Source organism: Rugosimonospora acidiphila (assembly GCF_039543385.1).
GTDB classification, from domain to species: domain Bacteria; phylum Actinomycetota; class Actinomycetes; order Mycobacteriales; family Micromonosporaceae; genus Rugosimonospora; species Rugosimonospora acidiphila.
The window spans coordinates 92,435-116,131 of record NZ_BAABJQ010000002.1 but is presented as its reverse complement, the minus strand read 5'-3'; the positions used below and the strand labels follow the sequence as shown (position 1 = coordinate 116,131).

Sequence of the window (23,697 nt, the reverse complement as noted above, 5' to 3'; positions counted from 1 at the left end):
GCGCGCGGCGCGGTAACGCCGTCCGCCCGGGTGGCCGATCGGCCGCTACCGACCGTTGGCGCCGAGGTGGTCGGTGAGGAAGCGAGCCGCCCGGTCTAGAGCCCGGTCCGCCTCCTTCAGGGTCTCGAAGCGGTCCTGGAACACGTGCGACAGCTCGGCCCAGATCTCCAGCGTGACGTTGACATCGTCGGCACCCGCGCGGGCCGCGAGGCGTACCGCGTCGTCGAGCAGGACCTCGTGCGAGCCGACCTGCACGAGCAGCGGTGGCAGGCCGTGCAGGTCCGCGAACACCGGGCTGGCCAGCCCCACCGAGCGGTCGCCGTCACCGAGGTACCGGTCGGCGAACACCCGGAGACTGTCCTTCGTGAAGATCGGGTCGATGCCCTCCTTGCCCCGCATGCTCGCCCCGGAGAGGGTGAGGTCGACCCAGGGCGAGAAGACGGCTGCGGCGGCCGGCTGGGGTAGCCCTGCCTCCCGGACGCTGAGCAGGGTGGCGAGCACGAGGCCGCCGCCGGCCGAGTCTCCGGCCAGGACGAGGTCCTCCGCCTTCACTCCGCTGTCGAGCACGGCGCGGTACGCGGCGAGTGCGTCCTCGACCGGCGCCGGGAACGGGTGCTCGGGCGCCAGGCGGTAGTCGAGTGAGACGGCGGTGGTGCCCGTTCGGCGGGCCAGCGTCGCGGTGAGGGCGGCGTGGGTCCGTGGCGACCCGAGGACGTATCCGCCGCCGTGCAGGAAGAGCAGCGTCCCGGCACTGGCGGTGCCGGCGACCCGGAGCTCGAGCGCGGGCCGGGCGCCGAGGGTCCGCTCCCGGACCGTGACGTCGTCGGGTACCGCAGCCTGCTGCCGGGCGAAGTCGGCGCGCTGCCCGGCGAGCGACTCGTCGGGGCTGTCCGGGGCGAGGTTCGGCAGGGCACCGGCGCCCTGTTGTTGCTGGCTCATCCGGACCTCCATCGTCAGACCGAGCGGGCAGCGCATCGCACGCACCGCAGGGCGGTGGGGCGCGCGGCAAGCCGTTCGGCAGGGATCGGCTGGGAACACCGCTCGCACACACCGTAGGTACCGGCGTCGAGGCGGCGCACGGCGGCGTCCAGGTCGGCGAGGTGCCGGGATGCCGCGTCCCGCACGGCCGCGAGCTGCGCTCGTTCGAAGGCTATCGTGGCGCCCTCGGGGTCGTGTTCGTCATCGGCGTTGGACGACCGGGACGCCTCGAACAGCTCCCGCAGATCGCTGTCCAGGGCGGCGACGTGGGCCGCGGCCTGCTCGCGCAGCCGCAGAAGTTCGTCGCGGATCCCGCGGTTGTCGCTGCTCATGGCACCTCCACCGTACGCGGCGGCGGGTCCGCGCCGCGGCGGCCGTTTTCTACGTCAGGGCGGCCCGTTGTCTACGCCGTAGCTAAAGTCTACGATGTAGACCATGGGCCTGGCCTCGGACTACGTGGCGGTTCCCAGCGCCCGCCTCTACAGCGAGCGGGCCGGGGACGGTCCACCACTGCTGCTGATCTCCGGTGGGGGCGGCGACGCGGGCATGTACGAGAACGTCGTTCCGCTGCTCGCCCAGCGCTACACCGTGCTCACCTACGATCGGCGGGGCAACTCGCGCAGCCGGTTCACCGAGCCGGGTGCCGCGATCGACGCCGGCACCCAGGCGGCTGACGCCGTCGCGGTTCTCGACCACTACGGCGTGAAACGGGCATACCTCTTCGGCGGCAGCGCCGGCGCGCTGTTCGCCCTGGAAATGCTGGCTCACCACGGTGATCGGCTGCTCGGCGCGGTGGCCCACGAGCCGCCGCTGGTGTCGATCCTGCCCTCCGACAGCCCGGAGTGGCGGGCCCTCGCCGGACTCTCCCGGATCGCCCAGGAGAAGAGCCCCCTGCGGGCATACGCCGCCTTCGGCGCCATGACCATGACGGATCCCCCGTGGCTGTTCCGGTCCCCGGTAGGGCAGGCCGTGGTCGCCGGCGCGTCCCGGATCGCCCTGCCGGTCGGCGCGGCCGTGCGCCGGATCACCGGCGGTCGGCCGAGTTCGATGACGCGCCAACTCGGCAACGCGGACCTGCTGCTGCGCCGCGAACTGCCAGTCGGCCTGACCTATCAGCCCGACCTGGACGCGCTGCGCGACGCAGCGGTGCCGTGGCGGCTGGCCACCGGGCGGGACAGCGTCGGCAAGCCGTACCACCGGCCGGCGCACGTGCTCGCCGAGCAACTCGGCGTGCCGTGCGAGGAGTTCCCCGGTGGGCACACCGTCTACCTCGAACAGCCGGCCGAGTTCGCCGAGACCCTGGTGAGCGTCCTGCAGGAGTTCGGATGAGTGATCCCGCGGTGCCGCCAGCGCCGACCCGCCGCGCGCTCAACCGCGAGTACCTGGCGGCTGCCGCGCTCGCTCTGATCGACGCCGAAGGTCTGCGCAAGTTCTCGATGCGCCGCCTGGGCGCCGTACTGAATGTCGATCCGATGGCCGCCTACCGTCACTTCGCCGATCAGGAGGAGCTGTTCGACGGCGTCGCCGAGGCGCTGTTCGCCGAGTTGGACATCGACTCGCTGCCGTGGCAGGAGCCATGGCAGCGACTGGCCGGGCAGTACTGCCGCCGACTGCGCGATGTGCTGCTACGCCACCCGCACGCGGTGTCGGTGTTCGCCACCCGGCCGGTGCGGTCACCGGCGTCGATCGAGATGGGGGTCCGGGCGGTGGCGAAATTGCGGGACGCCGGCCTGCCGCCGCCGACGGCGCTGCGGGTCCTGCGCTGCCTGCGCGAGTTCACCATCGGGCACGCGCTGAGCGTGTCCACCCTCCAGCTGGGGGCGCAGCGGCGCAGCCGGAAGCCCGACAAGGGCAGCCCGCGGTACAACCTGTTGGCGCAGGCCGCCGACGAGACCGCACCGGACGACCACTTCGAGACCGGTCTGCGGGCCATGCTTCGCGGCATCGAGGAGTCCCTCGGCGACCAGCGGTCGACTGGGCTCGCACGCGGCGAGTCCGCCGGCCTGTGACAGAAGATGTCAGGGATGGCCCGGCAGGATCGTCACCGTGAATGACGAACAGCTCGCACGGGTCGGCAACATCGTCGACCCTGACTACCGCCACGTGACCAAGCACATCTCGGCCGGCCCGCCACTGGTGCTGCCGGACACCTACCTGAAGTGGTACCACGTGCGCCGTGAGGACCAGGTTATCGATCCCGCGGTCACCGAACAGGCTCGCACCTTCCTCAGCGAGGAGGTCGCGGGCGGCCGGCTACCGATCTCCGGCGATCTCGGCTTCGTTATCCAGCACCTCTCCGGCGACTACATCCATCTGCTGCTGGTCTGCACGTGGCGCGGCAACAACGAGATGTGGGAAACGGTCTACCTCAAGGACATCCGGCGGGACGGCCCGTTCGGGCCGATGTCCTCCTCGACGCATCGCGGCGTGATGTGCGTGTGGGAGTTCGGCGCCGTGGCGCACGAGCATCAGGCATGGACGAGGTACCTGCGCTCCGATCGTGGCGCGGCGGACAAGCGGGCGTACGCCGAATCCCTCTTCACCGGAACGATCTGAGCACGCGCGCACCCCACGGTGCGGGCAAAGGAGTGGAGGGGCTGACCGCCGGTCCGTACCGTGCGGGGGATGGACGATGAGCGCGAGCTGGTCCGGCGCGGTTACGACGCGATCTCCTACCGGTACCGGGATGATGACGCCGAAGATGGCCAGTACGGTCCGTGGCTCGATGAGCTACGCCAACGGTTGCCGGCCCGGGGCACGGTGCTCGACCTCGGCTGCGGATGCGGTGTGCCGGTCAGCCGGTTCCTGGTCGGTGCCGGCCACCGCGTCACCGGCGTCGACATCAGTCAGGTCCAGGTCGACCGTGCGCGGCGCCTGGTCCCCGGGGGAGTGTTCATCCGCGCCGATGCCACCGAGCTGGATCTTCCGGCCGCGTCATTCGACGCCATCGTCTGCTTGTACGCCCTCATCCACATGCCGTTGCGTGCCCAGCCCGGCCTGATCGGGCGCATGGCGACCTGGCTGCGACCGGGCGGCTGGCTCCTGGTCACGGTGGGCAGCACCGCCTGGACCGGCACCGAGGACAATTGGCTGGGCGGACCCGCCACCATGTGGTGGAGCCACGCCGACGACGCCACCTACCGCACCTGGCTCGAACGGGCCGGCCTCGCCGTCGTGGGCGAACAGTTCGTCCCGGAGGGTCAGGGCGGGCACACCCTGTACTGGGCCCGTCGACCGTAAATCGGTTGGTCGGCCGACCTATCCTCATTTTGATCAACGAGGACCGACCAACGGAGCATGGCATGACCACGTTCGACGTGCGGACCACGGACCTGCTCGCGCTCAACTCGATGACAAAGTACCCCTCCATCCCGACCTACCATGCGCTCGACCCGCGCGACGGTGGGCTGCTGGACGAGTGCGTTGCCTTTGCGCAGCCGGTCATCGGCACCGAGAAGGTCGACGGCACCAACGCCCGGGTCCTGCTGCTGCCCGACGGCAGTTACCTGCTGGGTTCCCGGGAGGAGCTGCTGTACGCCAGGGGCGATCTGATCGGCAATCCGTCGCAGGGCATCGTGGCGGCCGTCAAGCCGCTGGCCGAGGCCGTCCGGTCCGAGCGTGACGACACGATCCGGGTGCTCTACCTGGAGGTGTACGGCGGCCGGATCGGCGCCGCGGCGAAAAAGTACTCGACGTGCGGTGCGGTCGGCTGGCGGCTGTTCGACGAGGCGCGCATCGACGACTACGCCGAGGTGCTGGACTGGCCGGCCGAGCGGATCTCGCGGTGGCGCGACGATGGCGGCCAGCGGTTCGTGGACGAACGGCAGTTGAACGCCACGGCCTCGGCCGCGTCCGTCGAACTGACCCCGCGGTTGTTCACCATCGAGCCGACCGAGCTGCCGACCGAGGTGGCGAAGACCCGCGCGTTCCTGGCCGAGCACTTGCCGCATACCCGGGTCGCGTTGGACGACGCCGCGCCGGGCAGCTCGGAGGGGATGGTGCTGCGCACGGCCGACCGGTCGACCATCGCGAAGGCCCGGTTCCAGGACTACGACCGGACCCTGCGCCGGCGCGGTCGCTGATCCGCCGAGTCGGTCCCCGCGCCGCCGTTCGAGCTGCTTCGCACGCGGAGCACCCGTCGACCGGCGTCCCATGGCCGGCCGATCGGCGGGGTCCGCCGCACCGTCCACTATGGTGCGTGCCGTCGCCGTCGCCTCTCCTGCGATCGGCTGCCGCCCCGCGAGCATCCCCGTTTCCGGGGCATCGATGCGAGAATGCGCCCGGTGGCGATCTTCCATCCGGCCGAACTGCGCGAGCGGGCCCGCGCCCGCAACGGCGCGGCTTCATCCAGGGCATGGACCTGACATCGCCCGAGGCGGCGGACGCTCAGGAGCGGGTGTTCGTCGACATCCGCGCGCTGCTCGACGAGACCTCCTGACCGGTCAGGTCAGCGGTCTGGGTCTGGCTTGGTCCGATAGCGTTCACCTTCATATATTGCAACGATCAACCACTCCGCCATTGCATTAAACGGGAGCCCGTTGCAATGATTACAGCATTCTGAGCTGCACGAATGCTCATCACAAGCAAAGACATCATTGCGCAGATGTGGAAAGCAACGTAGCGTTTCCGGTGTCAGAAACAACCGGGCAAACACGGGAGACCACGATGCACACCTTCACCACCCCCACCCCCATCACCACCGTCCTGACCATCCCCGCCGGACGCGTCCAACTCATCGCCGCCGACCACGCCGAGACCACCGTCGAGATCCAGCCCACCAACGCCCACAAGGGCCGCGACCTCAAGGCCGCCGAGCAGACCACCGTCGAATACACCAACGGCACCCTGCGCATCCAAACCGCAACCAAGAACCAGTACCTCGGCCCCACCGGCTCCATCCAGGTCACCGTCAAACTGCCTGCCGGCTCCCGCATCGAGGCCAAAACCGCCGCGGCCGAACTGCGCACCGTCGGGCGTCTCGGCGACGTCACCTTCGACGGCGCCTACCACCACATCAAGCTCGACGAAACCGCCAGCCTGCACCTGACCGCCACCGACGGCGACATCGAGATCGGCCGCCTGCACGGCCCCGCCCAGATCAGCACCGCCCGCGGCGACATCCGCATCACCGAGGCCACCGGCGGCGCGGTCGTGCTGCGCACCCAGTCCGGCGACATCACCGTCGGCGCCGCCACCGGCGTCTCCGCCGCCCTGGACGCCGGCACCAGCTACGGCCGGGTCAACAACGCCCTCAAGAACGACGGCACCACCCAACTCGACATCCACGCCACCACCTCCTACGGCGACATCACCGCCCACAGCCTCTAGGCAGCGAGGACCGGAACCGCCCGGCCGGGCGCACCGCGATCGAGATTCGGTCGGTCGTCGCCGTCCGTGCCGAGGGACCGCGATCCAACCGCCGGCCCGAAGAAGTCGTCCAAGACACCCAACGCGACCAGGAGGAAGACATGACGATGAACAGCACCACCGCGATCAGTGCGAAGTGGAGCGGCATGCTGCCGGTTGACGATACGGCGCTGGCCGTCAGCGACACCGGCGGTCCCGGTGTGCCCGTGGTCTACCTCAACGGCCAGTTCGCCACCCAGGGATACTGGCGGCGGGTGACCGCGGAGCTGGGGACGGGGTGGCGACACATCACCTACGACGAGCGGGCCCGTGGCAAGTCGCGGCGTTCGGCGGACTACTCCTTCGAGGCCGCTGTCCGGGACGTCGATGCCGTTCTCGCGGCCAGGGGTGTGGACCGGGCGCTGGTCGTGGGCTGGTCCTACGGGGCGTTCGTCGCGGCGCACTGGGCCAGCCGGAACCCGGACCGTGCCATAGGTGCGGTGCTGGTCGACGGCGCGCAACCGTACGACTGGCTCGACGAGGCGATGGAGCAGCGGATCCGCAAGCTGTTCCGGCGGATGGGCTGGTTCACGCCGCTGCTGCGCCCGACGGGCCTGACCCCCCGGATGAGCGCCGCGCAGCAGGCCGACAGCAACATCGAGCTCGGCAGGCTCGCCCGCGAGCGCGAGCTGGGCCCGGTGCTGGACAACCTCACCGTCCCGGCGCGGTACGTGGTCGCTTCGGGGACGTCGCTCGGAAGCCGCGGCGATGAGCAGGAGCGCATCCGCGCGGGCCTCGATGCGGTGTGCGCCCGCAACCCGAACATCCGGATCAGCGCGAAGGTCGCCAGCAACCACGGCGCGATCCTGCGTAAGGACTTCCCGGCCGTCGCCGAGGCCGTGCGCGAGGTCGCCGCCCTCGACTGAGGCGGGTGCTGAGGCCACGACCAGCGGACCGAGCGCGGGTGGCCTCGGTGGAACCGCGCAGGTTGCCCATTCACGCCGCGGATCGTGTCAGGATGGTCGGTATGTCTGGTCGCGCATTGAGCTTCGGAGCGGTGGCAGAAGCCTACGAACGGTTCCGGCCGGGGTACCCTGTTGAGCTGTTCGACACGGTGGTCGCGTACGCGGGTCAGCCGTTCCGGACTGTCCTCGAAATCGGCGCCGGGACGGGCAAGGCCACCCGGGTGTTCGCTCGGCCGGGAATCACGGTCACCGCGACCGAGCCAGACGCGGCCATGCTCGCGGAGCTGCGCAAGCACGTGCCGGCGAACGTGAAGACCGTGCGGGCCGCGTTCGAGGACCTGCGCCCGAGCGAGACCTACGGGCTGGTCTATGCGGCAGCGTCGCTCCATTGGACGAACCCGGAGGGTCGGTGGTCGCGGATGGCCGCGCTGCTGGAGCCGGGCGGCGTGGTTGCCTCGTTCGGAGGACCAATGCAGCTGGCCGATCCGGCTGTGGGGGAGGCGGTCCGGGCGGCGCGGGCACCCTTCCTGGAAAGCGACGAGGTTCCGTCTCCGGACGGGACGCCACAGGAACACGCGATGCAGTGGCCGGGTACGGAGCTGCGTCGGTCCGAGTGGTTCGCCGACGTTCAGCAGCTCGTGATCGAGCGACGCTTGACGATGAGTGCTCGCGACTACGTCGGCTACCTGTCAACCGTCTCGGCCTACCTGGAATTGCCGCCCTCGAAGCAGGAGCAGGTATATGCCGCCATCATGCGAGTCCTGCCCGAGACGGTCGAGATTACCGCCGACATCGTCGCCCATCTCGCGCGCCGGCGCGGCGGGCGGTAGCCGAGCACGGGGTCGATGATCAGTCGGGCGGCGCGGCGAGGGCACGTGCGAGTTGCCGCCGGGAGGTGATGTCGAGCTTCCGGAAGATCTTGTTGAGGTGGTACTCGACCGTCGAGGCGGTGACGAACAGCTGGGTGGCGATCTCCGTGTTGGTGGCCCCCGTCGCGGCGAGTGCGGCGACCCGGGTTTCCTGGGACGTGAGGTCGTGGCCGGCCGGGACGGTACGGGGGCGGCCGTGCTGCCCCGTGGCCAGCAGTTCGACGCGGGCGCGTTCGGCGAACGCGGTCGCGCCCATGTCGGTGAAGGCGTCGTGCGCGATCCGCAGGTGGGTGCGCGCCTCCGTCCGGCGTTTGCGGCGGCGCAGCCATTCGCCGTGCAGCAGGTGGGTGCGGGCGAGTTCGGTGGCCATCCGGCTGCCGGCCAGGGCCTCGGTCGCCTCGCAGTACCTGGCGTGTGCGCCGTCATCGTCGGTCAGTAGCGCGCGGCTGCGCGCCAGCACCCCCAGCGCCCATGCGGTGCCGCTGGCGCTGGCCCGCTCGGCCAGCCGGGCGAGCGCGGCCTGTGCGCTGGGCCGGTCCCCGGCACGCACGGCCGCCTCGATGAGGTTGGGCAGCATGCGGTTGCCCTGGCCGATCACGTCGTCGTGGAAGCCGGGCAACGTCCAGGCCAGCGCCTGCTGATACCGGCCGTGCCCGAGTTCGAGGATGGCCAGCGCGTTGCGGGCGTGATTGCCCACCACGGCGAGGCCGCGCCGCGCTTCCCAGTCGTTGAACGCGCAGTCGGCGGCCGCCCGTACCGGCGCCTCGCGTCCACGCCAGGCCAACAGTTCGATCTGCCGGGCCGCCGAGCCGTCGTCGCCGGTCCCGGTGATGGTGCCGACGTCGGCCGCCTCGGCGTAGAGGGCATCGGCCCGGGCGAAGTCGCCGGCCCACGTCGCGCACGACGCCAGGCCGTGCAGTGCGGTTTCGAGCGCGTGCAGCGCTCCACGCTCGCGGGCCAGCGACGCGGCGTGCCGCAGGATGGCCTCGTGCGCCTCGTCGTCGAGCAACTCCTGCGCCGCCCAGTTGCCGATCGCCGCGAAGGGGATGGCCCCGTGGGCCAGTTCCCGATCCGTACGCAGCGCCACCATGGCCGCGCGCAGGTGCGGTACGGCCGGCGTGAACCCGTCGAGGACCCGGGTGGCGAAGGCGTCCAGCAGCAGCCGCGTCGTGGAGGCCGGGGCTTGGCCGCGGCCGGGCGCCCGCCGTGCGGCGCGCGCGACGTCGGCGATCGTGGTGCCGGCGGTGTGCTGCCGGGACAGCATCGCGGCCGTGAGGGCGTCGAACAGGATGCCGTGGCTCAGCTGCGCGGGCAGATCGGGTTCGGTGGCGGCCTCCAGCATCATCGCCGAGACCACCGTGGCCACCTCGCCGCCGAACCAGGCAAGGGCGGCTCTGGTCTGCTGCGCGGCCGCTCGCATCGCGGGCGTGTGCGGCCCGGACGCCGCCTGCTCCAGGCGCCGGCCGGCCGCGACCGGATCGCCGGCGGCCAGGTGCGCCTGGGCGGCGCCGAGCAGGCGTCCAGCCCGGCGCTGCGGGTGCGGGGTCAGCTCCGCCGCGCGGGACAGGAACCTCGCCAGCATCGGGTACCCGCCGCGGGCGCGGGCCCGGGGCGAGGCGCGCTCCAGCTCGGCGGCGACGTCCTCGTCCAGCCCCGCGGTGGCCTCGGCCAGGTGCCAGGCCCGGCGGTCCGGGTCGGCGTCGCGGTCCGTCGCCTCGGCCACCCCCGCGTGCACCCGGCGCCGCTGCGCCGCCGGGGCCCCCGAGTAGACCGCCGAGGCGATCAGCGGGTGCCGGAAGGCGAACGCGGGCGCGGCCGTGAGGATCCCCGCGGCGACCGCCGGGTCGGGCGCGTCGTCGGGCAGGCCGAGCAGCGCCGCGGTACGCCAGATCACCGCTATGTCGTCCGCGGGCGCCACCGCGGCGATCAGCAGCAGGGACCGCGTCGTGGCCGGCATTATCCGGACGCGCCGCAGGAAGTGCGCCCGCATGCCCTGGCTCAGCGGCAGCCGGTCGGGCAGCGAGGCCCCGCCGGCCAGCTGGTCGGCGGACAGTTGGCCGGTCAGCTCGATCAGCGCGAGTGGATTGCCCCGCGTCTCGGCGATCATCCGCCCGGCGACCAGCGGCGCGATCCGGCCGGGGGCGGCCAGCGCCAGCAGTTCGCGCGCGGCCCGGTCGGGCAGGCCCGCGATGGGCAGCCTCGGCAGGCCGTCGAGCGCGGGCGGCGGCACCGGCTCGTCGCGCGCGGCGATCATCAGGCCGATGCGCTCGGCGCGCAGCCGTCGGGCAATGAACGCCAGCACGGCCACGGTCTCCCGGTCCAGCCAATGGGCGTCGTCAACGAGGCAGACCAGCGGCAGGCCGCAGGCGACGTCGGCGAGCAGGGTGAGGGTGGCAAGGCCCACCAGGAAGCGGTCCGCCCGCACGCCGGCGGCGAGGCCGAACGCCGCGGCCAGGGCGTCGCGCTGGGGGCTCGGCAGCCGGGCGGTCCGGTCGAGGTACGGCCGCAGCAGCCGGTGCAGGGCCGCGTAGGCGAGCCGGGCCTCCGGCTCCCACCCGGCGACCTGGGCGATCCGCAGGTCCGCCGCGGCGCCGGCCGCGTACTCCAGCAGCCGGGTCTTGCCGATCCCGGCCTCGCCGACCAGCACGAGCACGGCGCTGCGGCCGGCGCGGACGGAATCGGTGAGCTCGTCGATGGCCAGGCACTGTTCCTGCCGGCCCGGCAACGGCACCGACCGGGGGCCGGTCGCCCGGCGCGCCTCCGGCGGCGAGGACCGCGTGATCACGGATTCGAGCCTAGGCCGGCGCGGCGGGCGGGCTCCATACGTCACGTGACGGCTTGCGTACGTACTGGCGCCGGCCGCGCCGGTTGGGCAGGATGGTGCCGGTTGCCGCGGAAGGCGGATGGGCAATGACGGTTGACGATCCGGGCCCGGCGCTGTTCGGGCGTGAGCGGGAGTCGCGGCGCCTGGCCGAGCTGGTCGAGTCGACCCGCCGCCGCGGTGGCGCGCTCGTGGTGCGCGGCGAGGCCGGGATCGGCAAGTCGGCGCTGCTGCGGCAGGCCCGCCGGCTCGCGGTCGACCTCGACCTGCTGATCCTCTCGGCGACCGGGACCGAGGCGGAGGCGCGGCTGCCGTTCTCCGGCCTGCACCAGCTCGTGCGGCCCGTCCTGGGCCGGGCCGAGGAGCTGCCGGGCCCGCAGCGTGCGGCCGTGCTGGCGGCGTTCGGGATGGCGCCGGGCGCGGCGCCGGACCTGTTCCTGATCGCGCTGGCGGTGCTGAACCTGCTGGCCGAGGCGGCCGCCGGGGCCGGCGCGCTGCTCCTGGTCGAGGACGCGCACTGGCTGGACCCGCCCAGCGCCGAGGTGCTGGCGTTCGTCGCCCGCCGGCTGGAGGCCGACCCGATCGTGCTGCTGGCCGCGACCAGGGACGGGTACGCCGGCGGGCTCGGCGCCGCCCTCGAGCAGCTGCGCGTGGACCGCCTGGACGACGCGTCGGCGGGCGCGCTGCTCGACGCCCGCGCGCCGGGCCTGGCCGAGGAGGTGCGGCGGCGGCTGCTGGCCGAGGCGGCCGGCAACCCCCTCGCGCTGGTCGAGCTGCCGATCGCGGCCTCGCGGCGTGGCGCTGAGCCGCCCGAGCCGCTGGAGCCGCAGCGGCGGCCACTGACCGCCCGTCTGGAGGAGGCGTTCGCGGCAAGGGTGTCCGGGCTGCCGGAGGCGGCCCAGGCGCTGCTGCTGGTCGCGGCGGTCAACGACGGCGACGCGCTTGCCGAGGCCCTCGCCGCCGCCCCGGCCGTCGCCGGCGCCGCGGTGGCGGTCGACGACCTGACCCCGGCCGTCGACGCGCACCTCGTTGACGTCGACCGCACCACCATTCGCTTCCGGCACCCGCTGATGCGCTCGGCGATCCAGCAGCGTGCCCCGCTGGCGCAGCGCTTGGCCGCGCACGCCGCGCTGGCCGGCGTGGTGGGCGGGCAGGCCGATCGGCGGGTGTGGCACCGGGCCGGTGCGTGCCTCGGGCCCGACGACGTCGTCGCGGACGAACTTGAGGAGGCGGCTCAGCACGCGCGCCACCGCGGCGCCATGGTCACCGCCGTCGCCGCCCTGCAGCGGTCTGGGCAGCTCACCGTCGATCCGGGGCGCTCGGCCGACCGGCTGCTGCGCGCCGCCGATCTGGCCGTCGACCTCGGACGCTACGACGTGGTCGGCGGGCTGCTGCGGGAGGCGGAGGCCCGGGGCCTGTCGTTCGCGCAGCAGGCGCAGCGGCTGTGGATGGAGTCGAGCTTCGGCGACGGCCTGCGCGACCAGAAGACCGGGCCGGCGGCGCTGGCCGAGGTCGCGGACCGGGTCGCCGGTGAGCACGGCGGGGTCCGGCTGGCCATGCGGCTGCTCAACAGCGCCGCCCTGCGCTGCTTCTGGTCGCAGGCCGGCGCGGAGGCCAGGGACCGGGTCGTGGCGGTGACCGAGTCCCTTCCCGCCGAGGCCGACGATCCCGATCGGCTGGCCATTCTCGCGTTCGCGGCGCCGATCGAGCGGGGATCGGTGGTGATCGAGGGCCTGCGCCGCATCTCCGCACGCGCCGGCGCGGACGCGCAGACGTTGCGCCTGCTCGGCAGCGCGGCGGTCATCATCGGCGCCTTCGACCAGGCCGAGGCGTGCTGCGCGGCGTCGCTGGCCGACCTGCGGGCCCAGGGCCGGCTCGGCTCGCTGACCCGGGCGCTGGCCGCGCTGGCCTGGTGCGCGGCCCACCAGGCCGATCTGAGCGCGGGCGTTCCCGCCGCCGAGGAGGCCGCGCAGCTGGCACTGGAGACCTCGCAGCCGCTGTTTTTCGGCATCGCCCGGGCGGCCGCCGCGGTGATGGCCGCGTCGGGCGGCCACTCAGATCGGGCGGTGGCACTGGCCGCCGAGGCGGAGCAGCGCGGCGTGGCCGCCGCCGTGCGGCCGGTGCTGGCCACCGCGCAGCTCGCCCGGGGGCGGGGCGCGCTGGCGGAGGGCCGCTACGCCGATGCCTACGGCGAACTGCGCCGGATGCACGACCCGGGCGACCCCTCGTTCCACGTCGGGCTGCGATGCTTCTGCCTGACCGACCTGGTCGAGGCGGCCGCGCACAGCGGGCAGCGGGACGCGGTCGTCGAGGTGGTCTTCGACCTGGAGGCGGCGGGCCGCCGCACCTCGTCGCCGGCCCTGCACGCCGGGCTGCGCTACGCGCGGGCGGTGCTGGCCGAGGACGCCCGGGCGGAGGCGCTGTTCCGTGAGGCGCTGAACGCCGAGACCAGCCGGTGGCCGTTCTCGCGGGCCCGGACCCAGCTCGCGTACGGCCAGTGGCTGCGCCGGCAGCGCCGCCCCGTCGAGTCGCGGGCGCCGTTGCGGGCGGCCCGCAACACCTTCGACGCGCTGGGCACCGCGCCGTGGGCGGAGCGGGCGCGGCAGGAACTGCGGGCCGCCGGTGAGGCCAGCCGGGTCCGGCCCGTGCCCGGCCGCGACGAGCTGACCCCGCAGGAGCTGCAGATCGCCCAGTTGGCCGCCCAGGGCCTGACCAACCGGGAAATCGGCCAGGCCCTGTACCTGTCCCACCGCACCGTCAGCACCCACCTGCACAACATCTTCCCGAAGCTGGGCATCACCGCGCGGGCGCAGTTGCACGCGATCGTCGGTGAGATCACAAGCTGGTGACCATGCCCCCATCGACAGCGAGGTTGGCACCGGTGAGGTTGGCGGCCAGGTCGCCGGCCAGGTAGAGGACGAGGCCGGCGACCTCCTCCGGCTCGGTGAATCGGCCGGTGACCGACTCGTGCGCCGCGCGGTCGGCGATCGCGGCGGGATTGCCGCCGGTGACGCGGGCAAGGGTGGCGGCCACGCCGTCGGTGCCCAGCCACAGCTCGGTGCTGACCGGGCCGGGGCTGATCGTGTTGACCCGTACCCCCTTGGGCCCGGCCTCCTTCGACAGCGCCTTGCAGAAGTTGACCAGCGCGGCCTTGGCGGCGCCGTAGTCGATGACCAGCGGGTCGGGCAGCGCCGCGTTGACCGACGCGATGGTCACGATGGCCGAGGTACCGGCGGCGTACAGGTGCGGCAGGGCCGCGCGCACGGTGCGTACGTGGGCCAGGAAGTTGACGTTCAGCGTGGCGATCCAGTCCGCGTCCGGCACGGCCAGGAAGCCGGTCGGGCGCGGCGCGACGGCGCCGACGTTGTTGACGAGCAGGTCGATGCGCCCGAACGCGGCCACCGCGGCGGCCACCAGCCGGCCCGGCCCGTCGACGGTGGACAGGTCGACGGCCACCGGCCGCACGGCGCCGTCACCGGCGAGCTCGGCCAGCTCACCGGTGACGGTCCGGGCACCGGCCACCACGCGCACGCCCTCGCCGGCCAGGGCCCGGACGACGGCCAGGCCGATGCCCCGGCTCGCGCCGGTCACGACGGCGACCTTGCCGGTCAGGTGCAGTTCCATGGCGACCCCCACAACATGCGTCAATGCGGAGTTGGTCAGTGCAGGAAGCGCAGCAGCAGGGCGGTCAGCTCGGCCGGCTGCTCCTCGTACATCCAGTGGCCGGAGTCGGGAATGACGACACCGGTGACGTGCGTGGCGTACTCGGCGACCTGGTTCGGCACGAAGTCCTTCAGGCTGCCGGCGGCGCCGATGGCCAGCACGGGCATGGTCAGCTTTTTCGCGCCGTAGCGGGCGTTGTCGGCGATGTCCCGAGGGAACGTGCGGAAGTACGTCAGGACCGCCCGCAGGTGGGCGGGGTCGCGCAGGTACCGCGCGTACTCGTCGATCTCGGCCGGGCCGACGCTGCCCTTGCGTACCTCCAGCGAGTCGACGAACAGCCGTACCCAGACCTGCTCGTGGCCCTGGATCAGCGCCTCGGGCAGGCCGTTGGTGAGGTTGAAGAACCCGAAGTGCCAGGCGCCCGGACCATCCGCGGTCAGCGACGAGAAGGTATAGATGCTGTCGTCGGGGATCGGTGCCTCACTGAGCACGAGCTTGCTGACCTCGTCCGGATGGGCGGCGGCGTAGGCATAGGCGACCATGGTGCCGATGTCGTGCCCGACCAGCCGGATGTCGTGGCTGAGCCCGAGCTGCACGAGCAGCCCGTGGACGTCGGCGGCCAGCGTCTTCTTGTCATAGCCGCTGGGCGGCGCGTCGCTGCCGCCCGATCCGCGCAGATCCGGCGCGACGACCGTGTAGTGCCGGGCCAACTCCGGCATAACCTCATGCCAGGTGTACCAGGTCTCCGGGAAACCGTGCAGGAGCACCAGAGTCGGGCCGTGGCCGCCGCGGACGTAGTTGATCCGGACCTGCCCGACCCTCGTCAGCCGCTCGGTGAACCCGGCCGGGACCCGCGCATCCGCGACGGGCTGACCGTTCGGCGACCCGGACGCGGCGGGTGCCAGCGGGGTCAGCAGGAGCGCGGCGAGCACGGCGGCCGCGGCCACCGACCAGCGGCGGGACGCGCGGGTACGGCGGGTCACGACGCCGGCCGCGCGATCGCCTCGGCGTGCGTACCCAGCCAGGTCAGCGCGGCGTCGGCCACCTCGCGCCAGCCGTGGTCGATGGTCAGGGAGTGCGCCCGGTCCGGGAAGTCCATGATCTCGGTGACCGCGCTGGAGTGGCGGTACTGCTTCAGGGTTGCCCGGGTGACCGACTCGGGGACGGTGTGGTCGCGACCGCCCATCATCAGCAGCAGCGGCCCGCGCAGCTCGTTGGCGGTGTTCACGGCGGCCGGCGAGTGCGGGTCGAAGTTGGCCGCGGCCGCCTCGAACAGCGGCTTGCCGGGCGCGGGGATCGCCCACCGCTCGAAAAGCTCGTCGGACTCCTCAGGCGAGATGGCGTTGCCGAACGCGTACCGGAACTGCTCGGGCGTCAGCGAGACGGACCGGTGCCGGTTCGAGGGGTTCTTGAACACCGGCAGCGTGGCCCGCAACGCCGACAGCGGCAACGGAAGCACACCCTTGATCTGCGCGGCGTCGATCGCCACCGCGGCGGCGGCCAGGCCCTGCCCGAGCAGCTTCTGAGCGATCATGCCGCCGAAGGAGTGGCCCACGAGGATCGGCTTCGCGTCCAGGCCCTCGATGATTTTCGCGAAGTGGGCGACGACGTCGTCGATGCCGTGGTCGGCGATGCTCTCCGCGTTGGCGCGCGCCTCGGCGACGGTGTCCGGGTCGCCCGGCCAGCCGGGGGCCGAGGCCGCGTAGCCGGCCTGCTCGAACACGTCGATCCACGAGTTCCACGACGTGGCATGCAGCCAGAGCCCGTGGATGAACAGGACAGGAGTGTGCGTGGTCATGGTCGGCCTCCTCGGGGTGGCCGGGCGCCCGGTCGCGCCACCGGCCGCCCACCAGGGCACCACGCCGGCCGTACCCTTCGAACCCTGGAAAGTCCCCAGTAACCCAGCCTGTACTCCGGCTCCACCTTGCGCAATCGAGCAAGCTGCGAGAAGAAGTAGCCCGCACCGGTGAATACACTCCAACGGCTGACATCGAAATCACCCGGCAGCCGATCTCGCCGACGTTCGTCCTGGAGACGCTCAGCACGTTCCCCACTCGAGAGCGGGTTCACGATGTCCTCTGACCAGGCAGTGACCGAAGCGCGGCGCGGCGACCTCGGCTATCGCCGGAGCGGCCGGCGAGCCGGCATGTTCTGGCTCGGCCTCGGTTTGACGACCGCCGGAGTAGCCCTACACCTACCGATGTACATCTCCGCCCGCGACATGCACTATCAGCTGGCCGGAATGCCGATGGACACCGACATGATCGCCGGAATGATCGCTATCGTGGTCGGCCTCGCTCTGACCGGCTACGGGTTGGTGCCACGTAAGGCCAACTACGAGGTGACGAGCCACCTGCGGGTCCGCGCGATCGACGACGCGCGCATCGGTTGGGTCCACATCCGCCTGCTCCTCGTGCTCGCCATCGCCGTCACCATCGACGTGATGAAGCCGACCGCGTTGGCGTTCGTCGCCCCCGGGGCAGCCAAAGAGTACGGCCTGCAGTCGGCGCTCAACCCGCACGCCCACATCCCGGTCGCGTTGCTGCCGCTGTGCGGGATCACCGGGACGGTGATCGGCTCGCTGATCTGGGGATGGCTCGGCGACCGCATCGGACGCCGAGCCGCGATGCTCCTCGCCGGGGTCATCTTCGTCGGCACCTCCATCTGCGGTGCGATGCCCAGCTTCAATCTCAACCTCGTGATGTGCTTCATCATGGGTATCGGGGCCGGCGGCATGTTGCCGGTGGCCTTCGCCCTGCTGTCGGAGACGGTGCCGGCCCGTCACCGCGGTTGGCTCATCGTTCTGATCGGCGGCGATATCGCCGGCGGCTACGTCATCACCAGCTGGTTGTCGGAGACACTCACGCCGACCTACAGCTGGCGGATCCTCTGGCTGATCGGCCTGCCCACCGGCCTGCTGCTGATCTTTTTGATCCGCTGGGTTCCGGAATCACCGCGGTACCTGCTCGCCGTCGGCCGCAATGCCGAGGCGCGCAAGGTTCTGCGGCTGTACCACGCCGAGATCACGCCCATCGAACGCTCCGAACTCGAGGTGGAGTCCGGCCTCGCCACCGCGTACCGCCAGCTGCTTCGTCCGCCGTTCCTCGGTCTCACCGCGGTGCTCATCCTGGCCGGCGTGGGTATCGGGCTGGTCCTGTACGGCTTCCAGCTGTGGCTGCCCACCAACCTGCGGCAACTCGGCTACTCGGGAGTCACCGCCGACCGGGTGCTGCGTGACTCCGCCCTCATCGGGTTCCCGCTGAACTTTGTGATCGCGTTCTGCTACCACCGCTCGACCCGGTGGACGCTGATCGGGCTGAACGCGGTCGTCGCCGCCGCCCTGGGATGCTTCGCGATCCTCGGCGCCTCGGCGGTTCACCACCGTAACCTGCTCTACGCTCTGCTGGTGATCCCCATCTGGGGATCCAGTTCGGTGGTCGCGGTGCTGTCGGCGTACGGCGCGGAAATCTATCCCACGCGGATCCGTTCGCGCGGCACCGGCCTGGTGGCCGCGATGACCAAGGCGGGCGGGGTTCTCATCATCGCGCTTGTGGTGGCCGCGGTGGCAACGCCTTCTCTGCCGGTGACGGCCGCGGTCGGCGCGGTGCCGATGGCGCTGGCCGCGCTGCTCGCGCTGGCGCTGGTGATCGAGACCCGACGCCGCCGCCTGGAGGACATCACCGCCACCGAACGCCGGATGGCCGATGTCGCAGCCGGCTGAGCCCGGATCAGCTCACCGGTGCTGTCTGGTGGGCATGGGAAAACACCACCCCGCGACGCCCCGAAATTCCGCGAGCCGTCAGGGCTCGAGGTCAGTCACTGCCTTGCCGCTTGTGATGTTGAACGGCACAGAAGCCTGGTCATGCGTGATCAACCAATTGCCGTCGAGCTTTCGGAAGCAGAAAGTGCCTCGGACCCACATCCCGCCTGTCGCCGTCCCGTTGTTCAGCGTGCCGCTGAGCCGACCGAAACCGTGGCCGAATGCCAGATCATCGCCCACGGTAAGGGTCAGGTCGCGAAGCTCATAATTCACCTCCCGGAAGAACGTGAACACCTTCGTCCAGTTCTTCAACTTCGCCTCTATCCCCACGTGCTGCAGCGGCGGCTCGACGTCGAAGGAGACCACGTCCGTTGCGTAGAGCCGCTTGAGGCCCTCGAGATCCTTGGCCCGGATTCCTTCGACGATCCTCTCGAGTTGCTGCCTGATCTTGGCTTCGGCTTCCTCGCGTTGCGTAGGCATCGCTGCCCACCCCTTCCCATCGGTGTGGAATCTCGGCTTCTCCCGGTACGACGAGGCAGGTGCCGGGAATGTCAGGCCGATTCCTGCGGAGACGGCGCGGGTGGCGGACCGGCTGAGCGTACGGCCGCGGCTTTCACGTCATCGAACCCACCCGGCCTCGCGGTACCGATGCCCGGTCCTCCCAGCGCTCCCGTTGCTCGGAGCGCTCGGAGCGCTCGGCGGACAACAGCGTTCGCGTCGGGAATGGGATCTGGATGCCGACCCGCCGGTAATGCGCGTGCAGCCGTTTGATGAACTCGTGGGTGATCAGGTATTGGGAGGCGAACTCGCTGGTTCGGAGGGCGACGGAGAAGTTGATTGAGGAATCAGCGAAGGTATGGAAGCGGACGGTGGGTTCGTGTGTCGGTACACCGCCGTTCACCTCGCGCATGACCTCTCGGGCGACCTCGATCGTCTCCTTCTCGACCTGCTCCAGATCGCTGTCGTAGGCCACGCGTCCCTGCACCAGCACGGACATCTCCCGCTCCGGCTGATGGAAGTTGGTGACGATGGCGTTGGCGACCTTCGAGTTCGGCACCATAATCAGGTTGTTGCCGATCTGGCGCACCGTTGTCTGGCGCCAGTTCACGTCAACGATGTACCCCTCCTCCCCACTGTTCAGCCTGATGTAGGCACCGGGTTCCACTTCCTTGGACGCGAGCACATGGATGCCCGCGAAGAGGTTGGCGAGGGTTTCCTGCAGTGCCAGGGCGACCGCGAGCCCGCCGACGCCGAGCGCGGTCAACACCGGCGTGATCGACACCCCCAGCGTCTCGAGCAGGACGAGCATCCCGAGCACGAAGATGGCCAGCCGGGTGATGCTGACGAAGATGGAGGCGGACGAGGCGATGCCGACTCGCGCTTCGGTGACCGACCGGATCAGCCCACCGATCATGCGGGACAGGTACGCCGTGCTGACCACCACCAGCGCGATGATGAGCACGCGGCCGGCCACGTCGCGTGCCTGTGCGGTCAGCGGAAGGCTGACCGCCGCACCCCACAGGCCGGCCACGACGGCGGCGACAAACGTTACGTTGCGGAGCAGGTCCGCGACCAGTTCGTCGCCGGTCCACCGGGTCCGGCGCAGGCCCCGGGCCGCCCATCCGAACACCGTGCGCAAGATGAGACCACCGATGATTCCGCCACCGATGGCCGCAACCGCGACGACGATCTCCCGCCCATTGACCGCTTCGGTTAACAAGCCAGCCCACCCCGTCCCGTCGCGAAAGTCGGTCGACAGGGTATAAGGCGCCCAGGCTCGATGCTCCGGGCGGGTCGCCGGATGGTCGGGCGCACGCCCGTTCCCGAACCTCCTCGTCGCCACCGATGGCCGGGCCGGAACGTTGGAGGGCGTCCGAGCGCGCCTCGGCGGGCAGCAGACCCCCCCTCCACCGGTGACCGCCGAGGAGGCCGTGGCGCTGACCCGGTCCTCCTCGGGCGGCTACACCCGTGCGGCGCTGCTCATGGCCATCGCCGTGGTGCTGGCCGGCGGGCTCTCGCTGGCCGTCACCACCGCCGACGGCATCCGCGAGCGGCACCGGGCACATTCGGCACTGGCCGCGATGGGAACCCCCGTCCGGGTGCTACGGCGCGGCGCCCTGCTGTACACGGCGCTGCCGCTGGTGCTCACCATCGGCCTCGCCGTACTCGTCACCGCCACCAGTTCCTGGTTGCTCATCGGGCTCAGCGCGTCGACCGGGGTCGCCCCACCGCCGTTACCGTGGCACGGGTACGCCGCCATCGGTGCGGCCACGCTGGTCGCCTGCCTGCTCGCCACGGCCGCCACGCTGCCATTCCTCCGAGCCGTGACCCGACCCGACGCCCTGCGGATCGAATGAGGGCGCGGGCGAAGCACCGCGGACCGGAAGGCCGATGTAGCGATGCCCCGGTCAGATCAGCAGCAGGGTCTTTCCGACGGCGGTCCGGTTCTCGATCGCGGCGTGCGCGTCCGCGGCCTGTTCCAACGGGAAGGTCTGCCCGATGATCGGCCGGACGAGTCCCGCTGCTGCCTGAGACATCATCCGCTGCGCCCACCGCGCTACGTTCGGTCGGAAACTCGAGAGCTGCCCGATGCCGATCACGTCCACACCCCTGCGGCGCGCCTCCTCGGGGTCGACGAGTGTGACATCGCCACTGGCCGCGCCGTGCACCGAGAAACGCCCACCGCGGGCGGTCATCTCGAACGCAGCCCGCCCGATCTGGCCGCCGACACCGTCGAACACCACATCCGGCCCCGCGCCACCGGTCGCATCCAGCACCCGCTCGACCCAGTCCGCCTCGGAGTAGTCAACCACCACGTCGACGCCCAGTTCCCGCACCACCTCCAGTTTGCGCGATCCACGAGCGGCTCCGATGACCCGCGCCCCCGCCACCGCGGCGAGTTGTACCAGCAGGCTGCCCACGCCACCGGCCGCCGCTTCGACCAACACCCAATCACCCGAGGCGATCCTGGCGTTCTCCGCCAGCCCCAGCGCCGTGCTGCCATCGCTGTACAGGGCGACAGCCTCTGGCAGGCCCAGTCCGCCAGGCACCGGAAACAGGTCCCCGAACGCGGCCACCGCGCGCTCGGCGAAGCCGCCGGTCTCTCCCGTGCGGGCGATCACCCGCCGCCCCAACCATTCCGGATCAACTCGCTCGCCGACCGTGCCCACCCGCCCGGCCACCAGGCCGCCCGGCACGTACGGCAACCGCGGCCGTTCGTGCCATCGATCGACCCCCCGCCGGATCTGCGTCTCGACGAACGTCATGCCCGCCACCGCGACCTCGACCACGACCTGGCCCGGCCCTGGCACCGGATCCAGCGCCTCGCCGAGAATCAGCGCTTGAGGCCCCCCGAACTGGGTCACCTGAACCACTCGCACGCTACCTTCTCCGTTCCGTTCCCGACACGGGCTTTCCCCGACACGAACAGCGGAAGCCTGCAACTTCAAGTCACGTTGAGGTCAATCACCGTGACCTCGGACGAGACCGAGATCTCACCGAGCCACCGGGTCACCTCGCCATCCGAGTGTCGCCGGATGCCCACGCTCATGCGCGATCAGCGACGACGAAACCACGTCGGCCGCGTCGAGCCATGACGCTCATGCATAGTTGCGGAGCTTCGGCCAGATCCGGCTCCACGGCTGCCGCAGCCCTGGAGATCCTGGGCCTCATCGCGCACGGGTTGACCAATCCGGAGATCGCCCGGCGGCTGTTCCTCAGCGGCCACACGGTCAAGACCCATGTCAACCGCATCTTCGCCAAGACCGGATCCCGCGACCGTGCCGCCGCGATCGGTTACGCGCACCGGCACGACATCGGCTGAGCGATGGGGACGCGGCGTCGGCCGCGCCTACGGGAGACGGTACCGCCGGGGCGCGTGGCCGGTCAGGGCGCCGGCGGCAGGCAGCGGATGGCGTCGACCGCTCCGGTGAGCTGGTACCCGCCGGCGCCGAATGGCACCAGGACGCAGGTACCGCAATGGAGCTCGATGGTGCCGGCGTCGGCGGTCAGCGCACCGTCGCCGTCCAGCACGATGAGGATGGTGTGTTCGGGTTCGAACGTCGCCGGGGACCGCACGCGCTCGGCGCGGAAGAACTGGTCCGCGCCGGCTGGGAAGATCCGGGTGACGGCGGGGTCCTGGGACGCCCGGACCAGGCGGAGTTGGGCCAGTCGGGTGGCGTCCCAGCCGGTGCGGTCCAGGGCGGACAGTGCCACGTCGGATTCGAGGCCGAGGTGCCGCGCCCGCGCCGGGAGGTCGAAACCGGTCCACTCCAGCAGAATCGAGAAGTCCGTCGGCTCCTGCAGTTCGACGGCGGTGATGCCCGCGCCGATCGCGTGCGGAGTTCCGGCGGGAACGAAGAAGGTGTCGCCCGGGCGCACGGCGATCCGGTTCATCGCGTCGAGCATCGCGGGTACGCGCTGTCCGGCCACCCAGGCGGCCACCGTGGAGCCCTCGACGCCGTCCCGGAACCCGAGGTAGACCTCGCCGGTGCCGGCGGCCGGGTCGACGTCGGTGATGATCCAGCCCTCGGATTTGCCGTGCCGGCAGTTGAGGTGCCGTGCGGCGAAGGATGCGTCGGGGTGGAAGTGCACGAACAGCCGCTGGGTCGGGTTGAGCAGCTTCACGAGCAGCCTGGTGTCGTCGCCGTACCGGGCGACGTGGGCCGGGCCGAGGAATCCGGCGGGGTCGGCGGGATCAGGGTCGTGTAGGCGGGGAACGCCATGGTCGCCAGCACCGCGTAGAACAACACGTCGCCGCCGGAGTGCGCACCGATCCCGCCGAGGCACGGCAGTTCGTACGCGACACCGGCGTGGACGCGCTCGCCGTGGCCGTCGGCAGTTCGCACGCCATGACCACCCGCACGGCGGCCCTGGACCATGAGCTCATCCGCGAACTCGCGGCGGCGGTGCCGGTCCCGCTGGTACTGCACGGCTCCTCGGGCGTGCCCGACGAGGAACTCGCGCGCGCCGTCGACGCCGGGATGCGGAAGATCAACGTCGGCACGGCGCTGAACGTCGCCTACACCCGCAGCGTCCGGCAGTTCCTCGACGCCGACACCGCGGTGGTCGATCCGCGCAAGTATCTGGCCGGTGCCCGGACCGCGATGGCCCACGAGGTGAGCCGCCTGCTGCGGACGATCGGCACACCCTCGCTCCAGTAGGCGTACCCGGGCAGTGCCGCGCCGCCAGCACCGCTGCCAGGATCCCGGCCGAAGCCGGCGCGGCGCCGCCAAACGGGTGATGCTACCCGTATGACCGGCATCGGGAATGTCGGTATTGCGACTGTCGATCACG

General features: G+C 71.5%; 23 protein-coding genes. 13 read left to right on the top strand and 10 right to left on the bottom strand.

What is annotated here, in order from left to right:
* Positions 1-45: 45 nt before the first annotated feature.
* Together ABEA87_RS03520 and ABEA87_RS03515 are read right to left on the bottom strand one after the other, a co-directional pair.
* Positions 46-939, bottom strand: coding sequence for an alpha/beta hydrolase (locus ABEA87_RS03520; protein WP_345625957.1), 894 nt, complete (start codon positions 937-939; stop codon positions 46-48).
* A 14-nt stretch (positions 940-953) separates the two neighbouring features.
* Positions 954-1,310, bottom strand: coding sequence for a TraR/DksA family transcriptional regulator (locus tag ABEA87_RS03515; protein WP_345625955.1), 357 nt, complete (start codon positions 1,308-1,310; stop codon positions 954-956).
* 103 nt (positions 1,311-1,413) lie between these two features.
* On the opposite strand from ABEA87_RS03515, the gene ABEA87_RS03510 reads away from it, so the two are divergent.
* From ABEA87_RS03510 to ABEA87_RS03475, 8 genes are all read left to right on the top strand, one after another.
* The gene (locus ABEA87_RS03510; RefSeq protein ID WP_345625953.1) at positions 1,414-2,307 is read left to right on the top strand and encodes an alpha/beta hydrolase; all 894 of its coding nucleotides are present in this window, start codon (positions 1,414-1,416) and stop codon (positions 2,305-2,307) included.
* Positions 2,304-2,987 carry a TetR/AcrR family transcriptional regulator C-terminal domain-containing protein gene (locus ABEA87_RS03505; protein WP_345625951.1) on the top strand — a complete coding sequence of 228 codons (684 nt, stop codon included), beginning with the start codon at positions 2,304-2,306 and terminating at the stop codon, positions 2,985-2,987. Before ABEA87_RS03510 ends, ABEA87_RS03505 begins: the two co-directional genes overlap by 4 nt.
* Before the next feature lie 37 nt (positions 2,988-3,024).
* Positions 3,025-3,534, top strand: coding sequence for a hypothetical protein (locus ABEA87_RS03500; RefSeq protein WP_345625950.1), 510 nt, complete (start codon positions 3,025-3,027; stop codon positions 3,532-3,534).
* A 69-nt stretch (positions 3,535-3,603) separates the two neighbouring features.
* Positions 3,604-4,218, top strand: coding sequence for a class I SAM-dependent methyltransferase (locus tag ABEA87_RS03495; RefSeq protein WP_345625948.1), 615 nt, complete (start codon positions 3,604-3,606; stop codon positions 4,216-4,218).
* A gap of 62 nt (positions 4,219-4,280) precedes the next feature.
* Positions 4,281-5,060: an RNA ligase family protein gene (locus ABEA87_RS03490; protein ID WP_345625946.1), complete on the top strand. Its 780-nt coding sequence runs from the start codon at positions 4,281-4,283 to the stop codon at positions 5,058-5,060.
* Positions 5,061-5,643: 583 nt separating this feature from the next.
* On the top strand, positions 5,644-6,306 hold the full coding sequence (locus ABEA87_RS03485; RefSeq protein WP_345625945.1) for a DUF4097 family beta strand repeat-containing protein: 663 nt from the start codon (positions 5,644-5,646) through the stop codon (positions 6,304-6,306).
* A 140-nt stretch (positions 6,307-6,446) separates the two neighbouring features.
* Complete coding sequence (locus tag ABEA87_RS03480) at positions 6,447-7,250, top strand: alpha/beta fold hydrolase (protein ID WP_345625943.1); 804 nt, start codon at positions 6,447-6,449, stop codon at positions 7,248-7,250.
* Between the two features lie 131 nt (positions 7,251-7,381).
* Complete coding sequence (locus ABEA87_RS03475) at positions 7,382-8,119, top strand: class I SAM-dependent methyltransferase (protein WP_345625941.1); 738 nt, start codon at positions 7,382-7,384, stop codon at positions 8,117-8,119.
* A 19-nt stretch (positions 8,120-8,138) separates the two neighbouring features.
* On the opposite strand, the gene ABEA87_RS03470 is transcribed toward ABEA87_RS03475, so the two are convergent.
* Positions 8,139-10,943: a helix-turn-helix transcriptional regulator gene (locus ABEA87_RS03470; RefSeq protein ID WP_345625939.1), complete on the bottom strand. Its 2,805-nt coding sequence runs from the start codon at positions 10,941-10,943 to the stop codon at positions 8,139-8,141.
* A 125-nt stretch (positions 10,944-11,068) separates the two neighbouring features.
* Between ABEA87_RS03470 and ABEA87_RS03465 the strand changes: the two genes are divergently transcribed.
* The gene (locus ABEA87_RS03465) at positions 11,069-13,828 is read left to right on the top strand and encodes a helix-turn-helix transcriptional regulator (protein ID WP_345625937.1); all 2,760 of its coding nucleotides are present in this window, start codon (positions 11,069-11,071) and stop codon (positions 13,826-13,828) included.
* Here ABEA87_RS03465 and ABEA87_RS03460 read toward each other — a convergent pair.
* The 3 genes from ABEA87_RS03460 to ABEA87_RS03450 are packed head-to-tail and all read right to left on the bottom strand — an operon-like array spanning position 13,815 to position 16,440.
* Positions 13,815-14,627 carry an SDR family NAD(P)-dependent oxidoreductase gene (locus ABEA87_RS03460; protein WP_345625935.1) on the bottom strand — a complete coding sequence of 271 codons (813 nt, stop codon included), beginning with the start codon at positions 14,625-14,627 and terminating at the stop codon, positions 13,815-13,817. The two genes, ABEA87_RS03465 and ABEA87_RS03460, sit on opposite strands and share 14 nt — an antisense overlap.
* Positions 14,628-14,638: 11 nt before the next feature.
* Positions 14,639-15,625: an alpha/beta fold hydrolase gene (locus tag ABEA87_RS03455; RefSeq protein WP_345625934.1), complete on the bottom strand. Its 987-nt coding sequence runs from the start codon at positions 15,623-15,625 to the stop codon at positions 14,639-14,641.
* Positions 15,622-16,440, bottom strand: coding sequence for an alpha/beta hydrolase (locus tag ABEA87_RS03450; RefSeq protein WP_345625932.1), 819 nt, complete (start codon positions 16,438-16,440; stop codon positions 15,622-15,624). The genes ABEA87_RS03455 and ABEA87_RS03450 overlap by 4 nt, the downstream gene beginning before the upstream one ends.
* A 348-nt stretch (positions 16,441-16,788) precedes the next feature.
* Between ABEA87_RS03450 and ABEA87_RS03445 the strand changes: the two genes are divergently transcribed.
* The gene (locus ABEA87_RS03445; RefSeq protein ID WP_345625930.1) at positions 16,789-18,363 is read left to right on the top strand and encodes an MFS transporter; all 1,575 of its coding nucleotides are present in this window, start codon (positions 16,789-16,791) and stop codon (positions 18,361-18,363) included.
* Positions 18,364-18,441: 78 nt separating this feature from the next.
* Here ABEA87_RS03445 and ABEA87_RS03440 read toward each other — a convergent pair whose 3' ends face one another.
* Both ABEA87_RS03440 and ABEA87_RS03435 read right to left on the bottom strand, forming a co-directional pair.
* Positions 18,442-18,882 (bottom strand): YybH family protein, encoded by a 441-nt coding sequence (locus tag ABEA87_RS03440; RefSeq protein ID WP_345625928.1) that lies wholly within the window; start codon positions 18,880-18,882, stop codon positions 18,442-18,444.
* 133 nt (positions 18,883-19,015) lie between these two features.
* Positions 19,016-20,122 carry a mechanosensitive ion channel family protein gene (locus tag ABEA87_RS03435; protein ID WP_345625927.1) on the bottom strand — a complete coding sequence of 369 codons (1,107 nt, stop codon included), beginning with the start codon at positions 20,120-20,122 and terminating at the stop codon, positions 19,016-19,018.
* A gap of 193 nt (positions 20,123-20,315) precedes the next feature.
* Between ABEA87_RS03435 and ABEA87_RS03430 the strand changes: the two genes are divergently transcribed.
* A complete protein-coding gene (locus ABEA87_RS03430; RefSeq protein ID WP_345625925.1) occupies positions 20,316-20,759 on the top strand; it encodes an FtsX-like permease family protein in 444 nt (147 codons plus the stop codon).
* Between the two features lie 51 nt (positions 20,760-20,810).
* Here the strand turns inward: ABEA87_RS03430 and ABEA87_RS03425 are convergent, their stop codons facing one another.
* Positions 20,811-21,782 (bottom strand): zinc-binding dehydrogenase, encoded by a 972-nt coding sequence (locus ABEA87_RS03425; protein WP_345625923.1) that lies wholly within the window; start codon positions 21,780-21,782, stop codon positions 20,811-20,813.
* Between the two features lie 212 nt (positions 21,783-21,994).
* On the opposite strand from ABEA87_RS03425, the gene ABEA87_RS03420 reads away from it, so the two are divergent.
* Entirely contained in the window at positions 21,995-22,225 is a 231-nt protein-coding gene (locus ABEA87_RS03420) for a response regulator transcription factor (RefSeq protein WP_345625921.1), read from the top strand.
* Positions 22,226-22,287: 62 nt separating this feature from the next.
* Here the strand turns inward: ABEA87_RS03420 and ABEA87_RS03415 are convergent, their stop codons facing one another.
* Positions 22,288-23,028 carry a class I mannose-6-phosphate isomerase gene (locus ABEA87_RS03415; RefSeq protein WP_345625919.1) on the bottom strand — a complete coding sequence of 247 codons (741 nt, stop codon included), beginning with the start codon at positions 23,026-23,028 and terminating at the stop codon, positions 22,288-22,290.
* Between the two features lie 50 nt (positions 23,029-23,078).
* Here ABEA87_RS03415 and ABEA87_RS03410 point away from each other — a divergent pair, with 50 nt between their 5' ends.
* Positions 23,079-23,564, top strand: coding sequence for a class II fructose-bisphosphate aldolase (locus ABEA87_RS03410; protein ID WP_345626556.1), 486 nt, complete (start codon positions 23,079-23,081; stop codon positions 23,562-23,564).
* Positions 23,565-23,697 lie beyond the last annotated feature (133 nt).